The following is a 17,079-nucleotide window of genomic DNA, read 5'->3' on the forward strand; positions in this document are numbered from 1 at the left end:
CCCAGGCACACCGCTAAGCAAAATGCCGCGGCCCATTTGTGGTTTCTCGAGATACTTGGCGCCTTCTTGGACACTCATCCGCCCCGCCACTTCGCTCATCGGGGTCAACAGCGGCAGTCGTCCTTGTTCGTCACGCAAGGTTTCGTAAGCGATACAGGTCGAACCGGTTTCGAGCATTCCATCGGTCAAATCTCGGCTGGCGGCAAAATGAAAGTAGGTAAACAGGATTTGCCCAGCACGCACCTTGCCATACTCTTCGGGCTGAGGCTCTTTCACCTTGATGATCATGTCGGCTCGCGCGAACACCTCGTCAGCCGTATCGCACAGCTCGGCGCCACATTGCAGGTAGTCTTCATTGGTCACCCCCGAGCCCACGCCAGCCTCGGATTGAATCAGGACTTGATGCCCGCGAGCGACCAATTCCTCGACTCCCACCGGCAACAATGCCACACGATATTCGTCGGTCTTAACTTCGGTGGGTACCCCAATGATCATATTAGTTTCCTTCTCAACAAGCGAGACAAGTGGATCTGTACCCCCAAGCGGCAAGACAGCCATGGGACGCACATAACGCTAACGCAAGTCACAGTGACGAGACGATTCTAAGGCAATGTACGATTGCACATTGGGTCCGTCGACTGCTTGGTCGCACCGATGTTTTGCCGGTTTCGAATTGCCCCCTACGATTTGCAATTACGTGGCGGATTCAGCCTACAGCGGCCGTGCCTCTTTGGATAAGCGAGCGATCATCGTGCTCAAGCGTTCGCGAAGCTCGCAGAGCAACGGATCTTCAACGCCTCGCGGTGCTTTCGCCGCAGGCACTGGGATTGCGGAATCAAACTCGATCACCACATGCAGATCGATCCCCACATCGGCTTTCCCCCACAACGATTCCTGCATTCGCTGGATCGTTTCAACAATTCGAGAATCCGTGACGTCATCGGACTCGAGATAGCAATTGGGGTATGACACTAGCTCTTGAGCAAGATCGGCGGCCACGATGTCGTTTTTCAAACGCACCTTTTCCTGTTCATCTGGGTTTTCCGAAAACCAAATCGACGAGACCTTGGTGCGGATCGCGCGAACTCGAGTTCGCAGGTCCTCATCCCCCGAGGACATCTTTAGACGCGACTCAGTATCCTTGAGCAGATGTTGGATCAGCCCATCGCGACGCTCCGAAAGATTGCCCGCACGCGTACTCCCCAAATACTGCACCTCACGTAATGCCAACAACGCCTCGGCGACGCGTATGGTGCGTCCAAGTATCGAGCCGCCAAGTGACTTGGTCCACCCAAGATGCGATTCGATCACAGACAATTGTTCGTTGGCCCATGAATCGATTTTTTGTTTACAGAGGTATTTGATTGCGATGGGATGCATCACGACTTGGCTGCCGTAATGTTTTTCGCGACGGCGAGCGGCGGCCCTCGCCATAAACGTCACTCCGTCGAGCAGCGGCTTGAGCACGTCGTTGGTGCGATTGGTGGTCCCTTCGGGAAAGACAATCAAGGGGCGTTCGGCTTCGGTCAGAATCTCGATCGCGGTATCAAGCGCCTTTCGATCGGAGCCTTCGCGAAAGATACTGAACGCTCCCATCCGCCGGATCGCAAAGGCATCGAGCCAACCGTCGTTGAACAAGTGCCATGACGCCATCGCATACACAGGCGTTTTCGCGTGCCGAGCGGGCCAGCCCAACACAAGCGGGTCGGCATACCGACAATGATTCGGCGCCAGCAGAATCCCATCACCGCGAGCAAGCGATTCACGGAAGACATCAAGGTTACGGCATTCGTACGAAACCACTCCCTCTTTTTTGCGTAAATAGCGGTCGACGATTCGAAATTGCTGAATGAAGGCGGGCCACAGGTTGTTACGGCAAGGCGGCACAAACTGATACGGCCGGTCGAGAATCACAGTCACGTGGTTGAAACTCTACTGCAGTACCCAAAGGGAATTTCCGTGAGACACGCCGCACGGCAAAGCGTCGTCAACCATATCGGTTTACCGCGACGATCGCCAGACGGCGAGGGAACGCCTTGACACCAGAGGGGGGCGGCCGAACGGGCTTACCCCGAGGTCATGCGGGCCAAATAAAACCCAATTGCAATCGCCACGACAAACAATGCAAACGCCAACGCTCCCAACAACAGCGGATCGACCGACTTCTCATTACGCCGCCGCGACGCATTGCCGCCACGTCCGCTGCCACTTCCAATTTGACTGGCCGAACTGTTGTAGATATCCGAATCGCCACCAACATGCACACTTGAACGGCCCGATGATGCGCGAGGGAAACGCCCCGACCCCAAACCTTCCTCGGACTGTTGATACGAGATTCCACTGCTGGGCCGATAACCCGACTCGGCTTGCAGATCGATAAAACTTCCGTCCACCAAATCGGGACGCGGACGCACGTTGACCAACCGGCCACTATCACTACTGCTGATTCCTTCGTTCAGTAGCAACGAAGCTCGGCTGCTGGAAATGGTATCGCCAGACTTGTTCGAGATCGTGTCGTTTTGATTTTTCGAAATCTGTGAATCATCGAAACCGATCGACGAACCTAACTCTTCATCCGGCATCGGCGCATCGCCCAAGCCCGAGGTTACTTTGGCCCCCTTGGGAACACGAGCGACAAATCGCTCAAGCACGTCCGCGACTTCTCCCGCATGTTGGTAGCGGTACTTGGGATCCTTCTGAATCATCTTGACGCAGATCCCTTCCAATTCGCCTGGGCAATCAGGCCGTAATTGGCGAATCGATTTGGGCATCTCCGTTTGATGTTTGGCAATTCGCTGTGCCAACGTGCCATCGTTAAACGGCGGCTGTCCGGTCAACAGATAATAGAACGTACACCCAAGCCCGTAGATGTCCGCGCGATGGTCCACGGTGTGGCTGTTCAGCGCCTGTTCGGGTGCCAAGTAATCGGCGGTCCCTAAAACGTTTTCATTGTTCGCCACCGTCAACGATTCATCGTCGCCCGAAGCGACCAATGCCAACCCCATGTCCAACAAGCGAACACTACCATTTAGATCTAACAACAGGTTGGCGGGTTTGACGTCACGGTGCACGACCCCTTTGTCGTGAGCGTGATCGAGTCCGCGAGCGGCTTGGGCAATCAAATCGGCCGCGGTGGAAAAATCGAGCGGACCATCGCGTTTGACCAACATCAACAAATCGATGCCGTCGACGTATTCCATCACGATGTAATGCACATCGCCTTCGTTATCGATGTCATACGCCAAGACGATATTGGGGTGATTCAGCGATGCGATCGCCTTGGCTTCAAGCTGGAATCTCGCCAAGTAGGTGGCGTCATTGACGCGTTTTTTTGGCAACACCTTAATGGCACGCTTGTCGCCCAACCGCATGTGCTCGGCAAGGTAAACGCTGCTCATCCCCCCCGAACCGATATGACCGAGCAGTTTGTATTTGCCGAGGAAGAAACCCTTGTATTTCCCTACCAGCAACTTATCGAGGTGCCACTGGGTCAATAGTCCTTGTCGCCGGAAAAGAGCCGCCAGCTTGTTGGCGTCCGAGGGAAGCTGGCCTTCGCATTTAGCGCGCACCTTCTCCAGCAAGCGTTTCAGGGTCGCTTGCTCGACTAGACCACTTTTCTCGACCATCTCGAGAAACTTTTCCGTGGAAATCTTGGACATGCCGTCCCGATGTTTCCTTGAAGGTTGTCAATTGCACGCGCGAAGAAGCATAACAATTTCTGGATCACGTGAATAACCTTATCCTAGCTGAAATTCTACATTACGCGAATTTTTCAGGCGATGAAATCGAGCCGCTCCAAGTCTGTACACTTTGTGCTGGCAACGGCTTCCGCCCCAAATTTCCCGTCCTGCCGCCTCAGTGAGCCCGCTTGCGAAGCACGCCCTACGAGCGAAAGAGCGTCGCGCGAGCATGAATGGGAGCAAGATGCACGTCCGCGGGCACGGGGTCAATGCTATCGGCATTGATGCCAAAACGCCGTGTTTAGCGGTGCGGCTATCCGAAGAAAGCTCGATTTTGCTGCGAGGTCCGCGTGCTTGGGGAATGCGATGCACGAAATCCGTGGGATGGGGGAATCTACCAAGCTCACCTCTCGCTCACTGACACACACCCGCCAGGGCGACCACCGGCCAACCCGAGTGAACTTAGGCAAGGGGGCAAGGATATCCCGCTGGGAATCGAATGAATCGATTAAAAAACGGCTCATTCTCTACCACAGGCAGCGGGATCCGCTCGAAACAAGAAGATGCCTCGGATTGTTTCGTCCGCGATTCTTTTGCAGCGACACGCCATGCTCCGCCCCCAAACATCTTTCCTGCTGATGCTCGTCATCATCGCTTCGGGCTGCCATGGGTCGGATCGCTGGGCCAAGCGTCGCGATCGAGCCAGCATGCAATATGCACTGCAATCGAACCAATCGCTAGATCGACAAACGGTTCAATCGACGCCCTTACCGGAACCACCGATCCAGCTGGCCTCGGCCGATGACGCGTCCCACAACGTCCAAACCGCCACGCTGTCAGAGCAGATTCCGCCCCCCACGGGGCTGCGGAAACCAGAAAGCAACTCCGCTGGCGACGCCGATCGTGAGCTGTCGCTGCACGAAGCGATCCAAACGAGCCTGAATCAATCGCGAATCGCCCGCGTCGCCGAGGGGGGGCAGATCACGACATCGGGGACCACGTTCTATGACGTCGAGGCGTCCGAAGCACGACTGCAAGCGGCATTGGCGGCGTTTGACACCCAATTTGAATCGCAATTTTACAGCAACCAATTCAACAATCCTCCGAATGCCTTTTTTGGCCCAGGATTAACCGAACCGCTCAAACGTGACGAGGGGGCGCTGACGGCATCGTTGGCGAAGCCGCTCCGCAATGGCGGAACGGTCTCGGCAGCTTACAACCCCAGCCCCGGCTATCTATTTTTGCCCGGTTCGACCACATCGGGTTTCAATCCGACGTACGCAAGCGAGTTGGCGTTGTCGCTTCGCCAACCACTGCTTCGCGGTGCGGGAACGCAGGTCAACATGGCGCCGATCCAGGTCGCACGGCTCGAGGTGGAACAATCCGCCTGGGATTTCAAAGGTTCGCTAATGTCGTCGGTACGCAGCGTCAGCGAAGCGTTTTGGGATCTCTATCAAGCTCAAGTCGCCGTAGAAGAGTATCGCAAAGTCATCCCGGTCCTCGAAGAGATCGTGCGAATTCAACGAGAATCGCTGGCAGCGAAATTGGTCATCCAGGCCGATGTTGCCAAAGCGCGTGCCCAGCTTCATGAGTATCAACAAGAGTACATACGTTTACAGTCCGAGCGAGTGTCCAGAGAATTGCGATTACGCAACCTATTGAAACTATCCCCCGGAGCCGGTGGCACCTTGGTTGCCATCACCGAGCCCACCGATCAAAAAATCCAAGTTGATCCGCAAGGGGCCTATTTCCAAGCGATTGACAATCGCCCGGACGTGGTCCGCCGTCGACTCGAAGTCGGTCTGCGTCGACTTGAGCTTCTCGTCCGCAACAATCAACGCAAACCCAACCTCGACTTTACAGCCTTGTACCGCATGAACGGTTTGGGCGAAAACCTAGGCAACGCGATTGAACAAATGGCGACCGCCGATTTTACCGACCTGCAACTCGGCGTCACCATGTCGATGCCGGTGGGATTGCGGCAAGCCAACGCGTTATCGCAAGAAGCTCGCGTGAAATTAGTGCGAGACAGCGGATTGTTGCAGCAGCAAATTTTTTCGGTCTCGCATGAAATCAGCGAATCGGCACAGCGAATCGAATACGCGTACCAAGAATACGAGCAGGCAAAGCTGCAACACGAAGCCGCCAACGAGTGGCTTCGCGGCGCGAAACTGCGTTATCAAAACCCCGCCCCCGATTCGAGCGACAACAATTGGATGCTGCCGTATCTGGACGACTACTATCGCGCGATTCGCTCGCGTACGGACGCCGCGATTGCGGTCGCCGAAACGCTCACGAGATACAACTTCGAGATCGTGCGGTTCGAAGAGATCAAGGGAACCCTGCTCGACTTTTTCGCGATTCAATACCTGGGCGACCCTTGCCGCCAATCGATCACGCTCCCCAAAAACGTCGAGCCCGTGATCATGAATCCGCTTCATCACGATCCATGGACCGACGATGAATTCGCAAGCTTCCTCGAAACCGCCACCCCGCGTTAGACGATGGCGAAGGCGAAGGAAAACAGGGACAGCGAATGTTTTCCGCCTGCCAAACGAAGCAACAACTCGCCACACCGCGTTACCACATGAATTCGCTGCGGATCAAGCGTGCGCCGGCATGAAACAGCAACATTCCTAATGGCTGCCGTTCGGACCGAATCCGTCCAAATCCGGTCATCCCGGTTCGCAGCATGCCGTCGCGGTTATCCACCACACAATACACGGTCACCGTACGCGGAGCATTGGGAACAAGCGACTGAGCCGCCGGGGCGATACGATCGACGGTCGCAGGGATGCTAGTGAACGGAAGCGAACGGGGTTTTAGTGTGATCGGATGCCCTGCGACCAACACGCGAGCGTCCTTTTCGGAAACGGAAATCTCCGCTTCAAGCTGATGCAGATCCTCGATTACACAAAGTGGCATGCCGCGTTCGACGAACACCCCCACCTTTTCCTTTAACCGTGGCGTGACAATCGTGCCGCCGACCGGACATTTCACAAACTGCTGCGATTGCTGATGCAGTAGATGCTTCAGTTCTTCATTGAGTCGCTGCAGATGCGCTTTTTCGGCGTCGATGTCTTCAAGCCGCGAACCCGCCTCGAGCAGCGTCAGTGCTCCGACCGCATCGGCGAGCTCTTTCTCGCGTCGTGCCAATTCGCCTTCGAAACGAATCACTCCCTCCGCCTCACGAGCCCGCATTTCGGCAACCGCCTGGTTCGCATCGAGGACGGCGTCTTGATGGTTCTTTTGGTGCGTCAACAATTGCTGTCCCGCCAATCCACCTCGATCGTGCAGCGATTGCATCTGAGCAAGGATTTCGCTGCGATATTCGACTTGCGAATTGGCACGCTGGACCGTCAATTCCAACGCCGCCAACTCTTGAACCAAACTCTGCCGCGCCCGTTTAAGATCGCTTTCGGCCAACTCCTTCCAATGTCTCGCCCGCTCGATCCGTTCTCTTTGATCTTTGATCTGCTCGACCCGCGGACCACAGTTCAGTCGTCGCAGCAGCGCTTCGGATTCGGCGATTTCCGCTTTCTTGCGTGCAATGTTGCTGATCAATTCCGGCACCTCGATCATCGCTAACAACGAATTGGCCGCCACTGTATCGCCTTCGTCCGCGTTGATTTCACGCAAGAAACCGGCGATCGGCGCCCGCACCTCGCGGCGAACCACCGGACGAACATGGAATTCGCCGCCTGCGCGATCGTGAATCGGAATGGCCAAGATGCCAGCGAAGACCGCCAGTCCCGAGAAAACGCGGAGTTTACGTGAACGAAACATCGTACTGAAATTCTCTCCGAGTGTTCCTTTGAAATAGCTTTTCGTCGTCAACGAAAAGAACCCTAACGCGGCCACGACCCCGCCGATGCCCATCATTGATTGCAAGTACACCGAGGCTTGGAAGCTCATCAGCCCCAGAAAGCCGACGGTAAATACCCAATTCCCCGCTCCATACACCATTAACATCGTATGTTCGGTACTTGGCTCTGGTCTTTCGCCGCCCCATAAAAACCACCGCGAGTACCCAACAAAACGCTTCCGAGCCCGACGACGCAAGTTATGGGTATGCAGCAAATCGCACAGTGCATAATAACCATCCAAACGCATCAAGGGATTCAAATTAAATGCAACTCGCAATCCGCACGCCGACACGATCACCCATGCGGCAAAGTTCAATGCCGCATCGGGCGTCGTCACTCGCCACACCGCCACCGCGACAATCCACACCAAAAAATCGACATAGGTTCCCGCCATGCTGATCAACAACCGTTGCCAACGATTCGGTAACAACCACGCGTCCGAAACATTGCAGTAAAAGCAGGGCGTAAAAAAAATCGACAACGCCCCCATCTCGTGAACATCGCCGCCGTAGCGTTTGCAAGCCAAGCCATGACCAAATTCATGACAGATCGTAATCACAATCGTGGTGCCCCAAGCCACGACAAAAGCTTGCCAACCAAAATTGGCTGCAAATTGCTGGACAAACAAATCTCGCTGCAACCACACGGTGCCCAACGCAAACATCCCGCAACATACCGCGATGACAAACAACGTGGGGCTGAACAACAACCGCGTCTTCGGCTCTAACCAATTCAACGTTTCATTGGGATCATAAAGTTTGACTCGAAAAAAGAGCAAACTCTGTTTTTTGGCTGCCTTGACACAATGGCGATAGAGTTCCCCGAGCGTTTTGGGGGTGTCCCGCTCAGATGTGGATTTCGAAGAGGATGTGCTGCGAAGCAACCCTTCGCTTTTGGCCAGCGCGATGAAGTCACCAAATTCATCGAGCGAAATCGGCTCGTGAAAATTGGTCTCGAACCGCGACGCGGCTTCGCCATACGTCGTCTTGCCGTCAAGCATCGACAACAGAAATGATTCCTGCGGCCCCAATCGCATGTAACGGTTCTTGCGTCGGTTCTTGATCACCCGGATTCCGTCCGGATCCGGCGTCGACATGCGTATATCGTCACTCAGAGAAGGCGGGATCTCAGTAGCGACGGGAGTTTCGGTAGACATGGGACGGAGTTGACACCGAGCTTGAGGACAGTGGCATTCGGGCCAAGCAAGTCATCAATCCAAAACGGGAACTTTAGCACCAACAAGATGCTCCGGAGTGGACCCTTCGGGCGACCGAATCAAGGTCGCAATACTCTCTTCCTCGCTCAACACATAAACATAAAACGGCATCTTATCCTGGCGACAACGACTGGCACGATGATGCCCATCAATCAACCGGTGCGCGTGCACAAGGGTCCCATCGTCCGCAGGGTAGTACAAATGAGCGACAATTCCGGGAATGCTTGGATCGACATGAGCCAGATGCCCTTCGTTGATTTCGACGCGGTCGACCGAATAGTTGACGTCTTCGGGTTCAAGCTCGATCGATTCGCGACCATCACTGACAAACGCCCTCGCCATATCGACGTCAAACACGTAGTTTTTTTTGAAGCAGTAGAATGCTTCTCCTTCGCGAGTGCAGCGTGAACACTCGGTTGATTTTCGCTGTTTGGCTTTTTTGCCTTTCTTGTGGCCCATTGTCTGCTCACCGCTGAAGAAGGAAGTGGGACGACGCTCCATCGCACGCGTGATCATTCACGATTGAACACAAACAGGAAGGACGAAGCAAATACGCGACTCTCCGTCCTCCCGGTTGAAATTGACAGGCCCGGTTGAATTTGACGGGTTCGTTTCTGACCCACAACAAACCTTTCCGACGACCAGGCCTTCAAACAGCAACGAGATGGCAAACTTTAGATGACAAGACTCAGCGACCAACATACAGGGCTGCGTGTTGCATTCCAGCTAATCTCCAAGACCTTGTCTCGCCTGCTATCTGCTCTTACTCTTCGAGCCCGACTTGGACTTGCTCTTGCTCTTGGATTTGCTCTTGGACTTGGACTTACTCTTGCTCTTCGATTTCGATTTCGATTTGCTCTTCGATTTCGATTTGCTCTTCGATCCTGAGCCACTCTTGCTTCCTGAGCCACTCTTGCTTCCCGAACCTCCTCCGCCGTACGAAATCTTGCTGGGTGCGATTCGTTCTTCAAGACGTTCCAGTTTGAACTTTTTCATTGTCTCAACTCTCATCTCTAGAAGGGAGAAAAATCTGAGCACTTGATGAAGATCCATCAAGCAAACCCGTTAAGAACGCGTGAGTCTCTACCATTCGGGGGGCTCGGTCAACTTAATAATCGGAAAATTTTACAAAACCGTTAAAAACGCCACAAACATCACAAATGGCCTATCTATGGCCAGCAATCTACCGCAAAGCGAATCCCGCTTTACTGAAACCGGAAACTGCGATCGACATCTGCGGTCGATGACTCGCCACCCCACACATCCAATCCCCCCATCCGGCAAAAAGAATTGACTTGGGTAGAAGCCGCTGAAGTGGCAAAGCGAGAATCGCGAAGCGGGGCGAGAGTCAGATATGTGGCGAAACAACTGGGGCGACCGCCGAACGGCATTGATCCCGCCGGTGCGTATCGCTGCGGTCCTTTACGGCAATATCCGCCGCCCCTGGTTTAACGCGGCACTCCCTTTCGTCTATCCTGTTCTTCGACACCGCGAACGTCTCCTCCCCCCCTCTTTGCCATCGACCAAACCGAAATGCCGCACCCCGCATCCAAACTGACTTTGGGGATCATGGCGAAATACTGGACCGCAGGAAACGTGAAGACTCGGTTGGGGCGTTCCATCGGGATGCAAGCCGCGGCCGAAATCCACCGCGAGTTTGTATTGCGTTTGTGCAAACAATTGGCAGAGGTGCGGGATCACCGCGTCCTTTCGATCGCTCCAGATTCCGCCAGCGCGCGATTCCGCGAGCAACTGGCCCGCGAGCAACTGGCATCCGACACGTGGGAGATCACCCCCCAAGGCGATGGTGATTTGGGTGACCGAATGTCGCGGTTCTTTCGCTCACAACTGGGCACCGCCTCCGCAGAAACACCGGCGTCCCGCGTCGTTTTGATTGGGGCCGATTGCCCGTTACTAGGTGAGCCGGAGATTTCCGAAGCGGCACAGCAACTTGAATCGCACGATATCGTCGTGGGTCCGGCGATGGATGGCGGCTACTACCTGATCGGGTTGCGAGGTCCATGGTCAGAGCGATTTGAGCATCTTTTTCAAGAGATGCCATGGAGTTCCGGCGATGTGTTCGCGATCACAAAACAGCGAGCCGCCGAGAGTCAATTATCGCTGGCGGTGCTTCCGCAAAATGAAGATATTGATACGATCGAATGTCTCGACCGCTTACGCGATCATTTAAACGAATCCCGCGAACAAAACCGATCTCTTGCCGACTTTGCAGATCGGATCGACACAATCCTGAGCCAAAATCGAACTGCATGATGACCGCCACCACCACAGCAACCATCGTCGGCGGCGGTGCGATCGGACTCAGCCTTGCGTGGGAACTTTCCCAGCGAGGCATCCAAACGCGAGTGATCGAACAGCGGGAAATTGCCGAGAGTACTTCGACGATCGCGGGTGGCATTCTGCCTCCGGCCAATCTCGATCTCGCTACCGACCCGATGGACCAGCTCCGCGGACTGAGTCATCGATTGTTTCCCGAGTGGTCCGAGCAGCTAAAACAGACGACCGGAATCGACGTCGGTCTGCGTCGCTGTGGTGGCTGGTACTTGGCGAACTCACCGGGCGAAAAAGCGGTGATGCTTGGGATGTCCGATTATTGGAGCGAGCTGCAGATCCACTGCGAACGTGCTGCGATTGATTCGTTGCAATCGCGTGAACCCGCGCTCTCCGCTTGGCTTTCGCAGCATCCCGATGCCCAAGCATGGTGGGTGCCCGACGAATACCAAATCAATTCGCCGCTTTACATCGACGCGCTGCACCAAGCTTGTCTTGCTGCCGGTGTCACAGTGTCACAGCAAACCGCAGTGCTGGATCTTCGCCACGATAACGCCTCGGCGGCAGTGCGAACCGCTGAGGGTTGGATCGAAAGTGACAATGTCATCGTCTGTGGTGGATCCTGGACCGGGTTGGTATCACCTGATTTGCGATTAACGCAAAGCTTGATCCCGATTCGAGGTCAGATTCTAGTCGTCAAAACGGAACGACCGCTGCTTCGATCGGTGATCAACATCGGCAACCGTTATGTGCTGTGCCGCGACGATGGCCGGACGTTGATCGGATCGTGCGAAGAAGAAGTCGGCTTAGATAAAACGACGACCGAGGACATGATCCAAACGCTTCGCGAGTTCGCCATCGACTTGATCCCCGAGCTAGCCTCGGCTGTGACGGTGCAAAAGTGCGCAGGACTACGGCCATTAACGTTCGACGGATTTCCGATGATCGGCCGCGTCCCCGAGACGTCTCATTTGTATGTTGCAGCGGGGCATTACCGCAGCGGCATTCATTTCTCGCCCGCCACCGCCGTCTGTCTCGCCGACGTGATCACTGGCCAAACGCCTCCGATCGATCTCCAGCCCTTCCGTGTCGGCAAACAACAAAAAAGGTGTCCGACACCTTAAAGTCAAAATAGGCAAACCGCCAAACCACCCATTCCACCAAAAAGGTGTCCGACACCTTTTTTACTTTGAGATTCTTTTTATGACCTCTGAAACCGCTACTCTTGATCCGCCTGGCAGCATTGCAATTGTTGGTGCGGGGCCGCTTGGCGTCGAAGCCGCTCTGTACGGCCGATTCCTCGGTTACAACGTGACTTTGATCGAAGCGGCTGGGGTGGGGCACTCGCAACGGGTGAACTACGAATTGCCGCTACCGGTGATGCCGCACGAGTGTTTGTCGCCATTGGCGGTTTCCGCGTTGCACGCGCAAGACGCCGAGTTGCTTCCGCAAACCTTGCCGATGACGTACCAGGATTGGGTCGAAAAGGCACTGAAGGGAATCGTCGCGGGGGACCTGCTTGAAGGGCGTCTTCGCTGTCCCTCGCGCGTCACGAAAATCTCGACGGTGCCAGTCGAACTCGACGAAGAGGATTCGGAAGAGGACGATCCGATCCCTCCCGATTTTCGGCTGGAATTGACCAGCGTGTATGGGCAGGCTGACCCCTTAGATTCCGAGGCCGTCATTTTGGCGATCGGTGATTCGGCTGAAATCCCTTTGGATTTCTCGCTCCCAGCAGACTACTTTTTCCGCATCGGTCAATCGTCCACCGGCGACCTGGCCGAAGACCTCAAACAGGGGCGTCAAGAAATTGTGGCCTTGTTCGCAGGACTTGCCGGACGCGAGACGCTGGATCTGTATCGGCCTCGCCGCAGCGAGTAAACCGTTCGAAATTTACCGTGCGGCTCGCGCCGCTCCGCTACGAAAATCACCCGGTTGGAGCGAAAGTCGATGCGATTGGCCCCTCGCCGCTCCGCCCCCCCCGGTTAGCCCGAAAGTAGATAACGTTGGCGATCGGGCAAATCGTTCCGACTGCGACGGTTATGCCGATCAGGCCAACATGTTGCCTACACAGCTCATCGGAACGAGCTGTTTCTTTTTCGCAACTGACGTCTTGTTGCCACAACGTGATCTAGCTTTCTACAGACTCACGTGGAGTCACTTTGTCCAGCGGGGCGTGACCATTTCGAACGGGGACCACATCAATGATCAAGTTGACGCGACTTGACGGCGAGCCATTTGTGCTCAATGCAGACCTGATTCGCTACGTCGAACGGCGCCCGGATACGTTCGTAACTTTGACCTCAGGCGACCGGATTGTGGTCAAAGAAACGATGGATGATGTGATCGAGCGAGCGGTGGAATACCAACAGCGCAAACACTTTATTCCAACGCCACGTGTCGCCCTGAATCACACCACGTCTTAGCAGCGGCCCCGTCATCAAAGAAGCGGCGGTTACCGGCCGGATTCAACAAACCCAATACGCTGAACTAGTTTCGGAAATAATTCATCATGGATATCGCCAGCCTCATCGGGTTGATACTCGCTATCGGATTGATCGTTGCATCGATCGCGCTTGGCAACGCACCGTTCTCGGCCTTTATCGACATCCCGTCGTTTTTGGTTGTGGTCGGAGGTGCGGTCGCGGCTGCATTGATCTGCTTTCCAATGGCCAGCATGATCAAGTCGCCCATGATTGCACTGAAAGTGCTGCTAAACAAAGGCGAAAACCGCTTGGAATTGATCAAACAAATCGTTGAACTTGCAGAAACCGCTCGGCGTGACGGATTGCTGGCACTCGAATCCAAAGTTGGCGAGATCAAGAACACGCTGGTGAAAACCGGCATCCAAATGGCGGTCGACGGCAGCACGCCTGAGATTGTCGAAGAAGTGCTTCGCACCGAAGTCAATGCGATTGCGGTGCGTCACCGTGAAGGCAAAAGCATCATGGACCAACTCGGACGTTTCGCTCCGGCTTACGGAATGATCGGAACGCTGATGGGATTGATCATGATGCTTCAAGACATGAGCGATCCATCGGGGATTGGTGCGGGGATGGCGGTCGCGTTGATCACAACACTTTATGGAGCGATTGTGGCCAATGTTTTCTTCAGCCCGTTCGCGGAAAAACTAGGCCTGCTGAGCCGTAACGAAATGGTCAGTATGGAAATTGCGATCCGCGGCGTGATGGCGATCCAACAAGGCGAAAGCCCGCGAGCGATTGACCAAAAACTTCGTACCTTCCTGCCGCCGAATCAACGTGGCGCTGAATAACCCCGAAACATCCTTGCAATTGCATTCCTTCGCTATCAAGTCAAAAGAAGTAAACAATGGACGATGAACCAGATGAAATTGGCATCCCCGAATGGGTTGTCACGTTCGGGGACATGATGAGTCTATTGCTGACGTTTTTCATCATGTTGGTATCGCTGAGCGAAATCAAAGAGGAAGAGACCTACCAGGCGCTCGTCGATTCGATGAAGCAACAGTTTGGCTACGCACGAACGATTGATGCGTTGACCCCGGGGGATTCAAGGCCTCGATCGAGCAAATTCAGTGTGCTGTCGACCACGGGCCGTGCGAAGAAGAAAGATACAGCCAAAGGGGGCGTTCCCGAGAAGGCCCCCAGCGGCGAAGACCCGTTGGTGCGGATCGTTCGGCCTGGGCAAGTCACGGCGGTCGGTTCGGTGATCTTTTTTGACATCGGTTCGGATGAACTACGTCCGAGCGCGAAAGCGGCGATCAAAGACTTGGCGGCTCAGTTGCGAGGCAAACCGCAAAAGATCGAAGTTCGCGGTCATACGTCGGCCGAATATGCCGCTCGCACTGCAGGTACGGACGAGGCGGTCCAATTGGCGTTCCGGCGAGCGATTGCCGTTCGCAGTGCTCTGGTCGCCGAACAGGGGATCGAAGCTGAACGTTTTCGCGTTTCATCCGCTGGCGATAGCGAACCGATGCACCGCGCCGGTGGAAGCGTCGCGATCGCTCGTAATCCTCGCGTCGAAGTCTTTCTGTTGGACGAAACGGTCGAGGATCTGCACGGAACTGCCGATGAACGCAAGGCACGAACCATTCAAATGAACGACTCCATTGGGGAGGACAACTAGATGGCTGACGAAAAACAAGCTCCTGACAACGCCGACACCGAAGCGACCGTTCCGAAAAAAGCCGCCGTCGGCCGCGGACTCGTGATGGCGTTTGTGGGGGTGATTGTACTGCTCGAATCGGCAATGTTCTTTTTGATGGTCCCCAGTGCCGAAGAAGTCAGCGCATTGGCGGAAGCCAAACTGATCAAATCGGTCCAAGAGGGCGAAGTCCAAGCCGAAAAGAAGGCGGATGACGAAAACGAAGTCAAGGAAATCGACCTCGGCACTTTTGGGGAAACGTTCAGTCCGATCGATACCGAGCGTGAATACACGATCGAATTGCATCTGTACGGTTTGATCCGCAAAAAGAACTCGGACGCCATGGACGCCGAATTGGGGGAAAAACAGGGGCGTTTGCGGCACGCGATCCGAATGAAAATCCGCACCAGTGCGTTGACCGAACTGCAAGAAAATCAATTGGGGTTGCTTGAAAGACGGATTTTGACGACATCTAATCACTTACTCGCGGAAGATTATTTGCTCGGAGTTGGATTTCACGACTACCAGCTACGCGAGGAGTAAAGTGCACACGCGGGCCAAACCGACGCGCGGCGTGTGAAACCGGTCGTGAAACAACGTCGTCCACGGAAGGACCTAGCCAGTGCCAGACCCCGCCAAGCCAAACCCCCAATCGCCTACTGCGACCGACCCTGTGGTCGAGCCAAAGTCCAAGGGTGCCGACGAACATCTGGACATGGACGACATCGAAAAACTGTTGGCCGAAGCGTCGGGAAACCTCGACCAGGCGGCTGGCAAAGGGGTTGCCAATTCGGGCAAACCAGAACCCTACAATCTTGGCAATCTCGAACCCGACCACGCCTCGGGCGAGCGGCAATCGATCGACCTGCTAGGCGAAGTCGAGTTGGATCTTCGCATCGAGCTCGGTCGCACTCAAATGAAGCTCGAAGAGGTACTACAGCTTCGTGGCGGATCGGTCGTCGCCCTGGACAAACTCGCAGGCGATCCCGTCGACATTTTCGTCAACGGAAAACTGATTGCCCGCGGCGAAGTGCTGGTCATGAATGACAATTTTTGCGTTCGTGTGACGGAGTTGATCAGTGCATAAGACTTGCCATCCGCTGACGTCCTGGAGCCGCCATGCCGCCGTCATGATTGCATGGTCCGCGCTGGCAATGACCACTTGCGGCACCCCCGCGTTGGCGCAGCAGTACTCACTTGCCAAACCTGCTGCCGGGGAAACGGCTTCGATGTCGGATCCGCAAACCGCCCCGCCGGCTTCGACAATCGAGACATCACCAAACGAACCTTCGCCCAAAGTCATCGCCCGCGGCTTCCCCGCACTTTCACAGCGATCCGTCGCCAGCGAAGAAACAGGCGAGCAGGCCGAAAGCAAAAAAGAAAGCCAACTTGCGGTTCCCGGGTTCACCGTCGCATCGAGTCTAGCCGTCGTGCTCGGTTTGTTCGCAGGCTTTGTTTGGTTAACGCGTCGCTTCAGTTCCGGCGGTACCGCCAACGGCGTCATCCCCAAAGACGTCATTCAAAATCTCGGCAGCACCTCGATCGATTCGCGAACCAAGGTGTCAATGATCCGCTGTGGCAACCGCATCATCGTGGTCGCGCAAACGGCAACCGGAATCCACCCCTTGTCCGAGATCACCGATCGGAATGAAGTGCAACAGTTGACCGCTTCGTGCATCGGCGAATCGAAACGCAATTTCGCCAGCACGCTTCGCGAGTTTGAAAAAGAGCCCGCAGAGAAAGGGTTCGCCGGCACACCGATCGAGACACCTCCGACACCCCGCAGCCGCGGTCGTTTGTTCGCCAGTGCCTAGAGGCGAAACTCGTCAAGAGTTTCACTCGTCCATGATTTCACGAAAGTCTTGGCGACTTTCGCTACCTCGGGGACTCCATCCACTGG

At 55.2% G+C, this 17,079-nt stretch carries 15 protein-coding genes; 10 read left to right on the top strand and 5 right to left on the bottom strand.

Features of this window, described 5'->3' with window-relative positions; translation table 11 throughout:
* The 3 genes from ABX962_RS04200 to ABX962_RS04210 all read right to left on the bottom strand — a co-directional run.
* Positions 1–495: alanine dehydrogenase (locus tag ABX962_RS04200; protein ID WP_372716921.1), on the bottom strand; the 495-nt coding region annotated here is incomplete at its 3' end.
* Between the two features lie 216 nt (positions 496–711).
* Entirely contained in the window at positions 712–1,920 is a 1,209-nt protein-coding gene (locus ABX962_RS04205; protein WP_372716923.1) for a lysophospholipid acyltransferase family protein, read from the bottom strand.
* Positions 1,921–2,066: 146 nt separating this feature from the next.
* Positions 2,067–3,659 carry a serine/threonine-protein kinase gene (locus ABX962_RS04210; protein ID WP_339936869.1) on the bottom strand — a complete coding sequence of 531 codons (1,593 nt, stop codon included), beginning with the start codon at positions 3,657–3,659 and terminating at the stop codon, positions 2,067–2,069.
* A 584-nt stretch (positions 3,660–4,243) separates the two neighbouring features.
* Here ABX962_RS04210 and ABX962_RS04215 point away from each other — a divergent pair.
* Positions 4,244–6,181, top strand: a complete 1,938-nt coding sequence (locus tag ABX962_RS04215; protein WP_372716925.1) for a TolC family protein — start codon at positions 4,244–4,246, stop codon at positions 6,179–6,181.
* 79 nt (positions 6,182–6,260) lie between these two features.
* Here ABX962_RS04215 and ABX962_RS04220 read toward each other — a convergent pair whose 3' ends face one another.
* Both ABX962_RS04220 and ABX962_RS04225 read right to left on the bottom strand, forming a co-directional pair.
* Positions 6,261–8,642 carry an efflux RND transporter periplasmic adaptor subunit gene (locus ABX962_RS04220; RefSeq protein ID WP_372716927.1) on the bottom strand — a complete coding sequence of 794 codons (2,382 nt, stop codon included), beginning with the start codon at positions 8,640–8,642 and terminating at the stop codon, positions 6,261–6,263.
* 114 nt (positions 8,643–8,756) lie between these two features.
* Entirely contained in the window at positions 8,757–9,278 is a 522-nt protein-coding gene (locus ABX962_RS04225) for a hypothetical protein (protein WP_372716929.1), read from the bottom strand.
* Positions 9,279–10,295: 1,017 nt separating this feature from the next.
* On the opposite strand from ABX962_RS04225, the gene ABX962_RS04230 reads away from it, so the two are divergent.
* From ABX962_RS04230 to ABX962_RS04270, 9 genes are all read left to right on the top strand, one after another.
* Positions 10,296–11,036, top strand: coding sequence for a TIGR04282 family arsenosugar biosynthesis glycosyltransferase (locus tag ABX962_RS04230; protein ID WP_372716931.1), 741 nt, complete (start codon positions 10,296–10,298; stop codon positions 11,034–11,036).
* Positions 11,033–12,178, top strand: a complete 1,146-nt coding sequence (locus ABX962_RS04235) for an NAD(P)/FAD-dependent oxidoreductase (protein ID WP_372716933.1) — start codon at positions 11,033–11,035, stop codon at positions 12,176–12,178. The genes ABX962_RS04230 and ABX962_RS04235 overlap by 4 nt, the downstream gene beginning before the upstream one ends.
* A gap of 79 nt (positions 12,179–12,257) precedes the next feature.
* Positions 12,258–12,935, top strand: a complete 678-nt coding sequence (locus ABX962_RS04240) for a hypothetical protein (protein WP_372716935.1) — start codon at positions 12,258–12,260, stop codon at positions 12,933–12,935.
* 323 nt (positions 12,936–13,258) lie between these two features.
* A complete protein-coding gene (locus ABX962_RS04245; RefSeq protein ID WP_372716937.1) occupies positions 13,259–13,480 on the top strand; it encodes a flagellar FlbD family protein in 222 nt (73 codons plus the stop codon).
* An 86-nt stretch (positions 13,481–13,566) separates the two neighbouring features.
* Positions 13,567–14,328, top strand: coding sequence for a motility protein A (locus ABX962_RS04250; protein ID WP_372716938.1), 762 nt, complete (start codon positions 13,567–13,569; stop codon positions 14,326–14,328).
* Between the two features lie 56 nt (positions 14,329–14,384).
* Positions 14,385–15,161 (top strand): flagellar motor protein MotB, encoded by a 777-nt coding sequence (locus ABX962_RS04255; protein ID WP_372716940.1) that lies wholly within the window; start codon positions 14,385–14,387, stop codon positions 15,159–15,161.
* Positions 15,162–15,722 carry a dihydrolipoamide acetyltransferase gene (locus tag ABX962_RS04260; RefSeq protein ID WP_372716942.1) on the top strand — a complete coding sequence of 187 codons (561 nt, stop codon included), beginning with the start codon at positions 15,162–15,164 and terminating at the stop codon, positions 15,720–15,722. It abuts the gene before it with no gap.
* 79 nt (positions 15,723–15,801) lie between these two features.
* On the top strand, positions 15,802–16,266 hold the full coding sequence (gene fliN, locus ABX962_RS04265) for a flagellar motor switch protein FliN (protein ID WP_372716944.1): 465 nt from the start codon (positions 15,802–15,804) through the stop codon (positions 16,264–16,266).
* Entirely contained in the window at positions 16,259–16,993 is a 735-nt protein-coding gene (locus ABX962_RS04270; RefSeq protein WP_372716946.1) for a FliO/MopB family protein, read from the top strand. Before fliN ends, ABX962_RS04270 begins: the two co-directional genes overlap by 8 nt.
* The last annotated feature ends 86 nt before the right edge of the window (positions 16,994–17,079 follow it).

Source organism: Novipirellula sp., from assembly GCF_041583735.1.
Classification (GTDB): Bacteria; Planctomycetota; Planctomycetia; order Pirellulales; family Pirellulaceae; genus Novipirellula.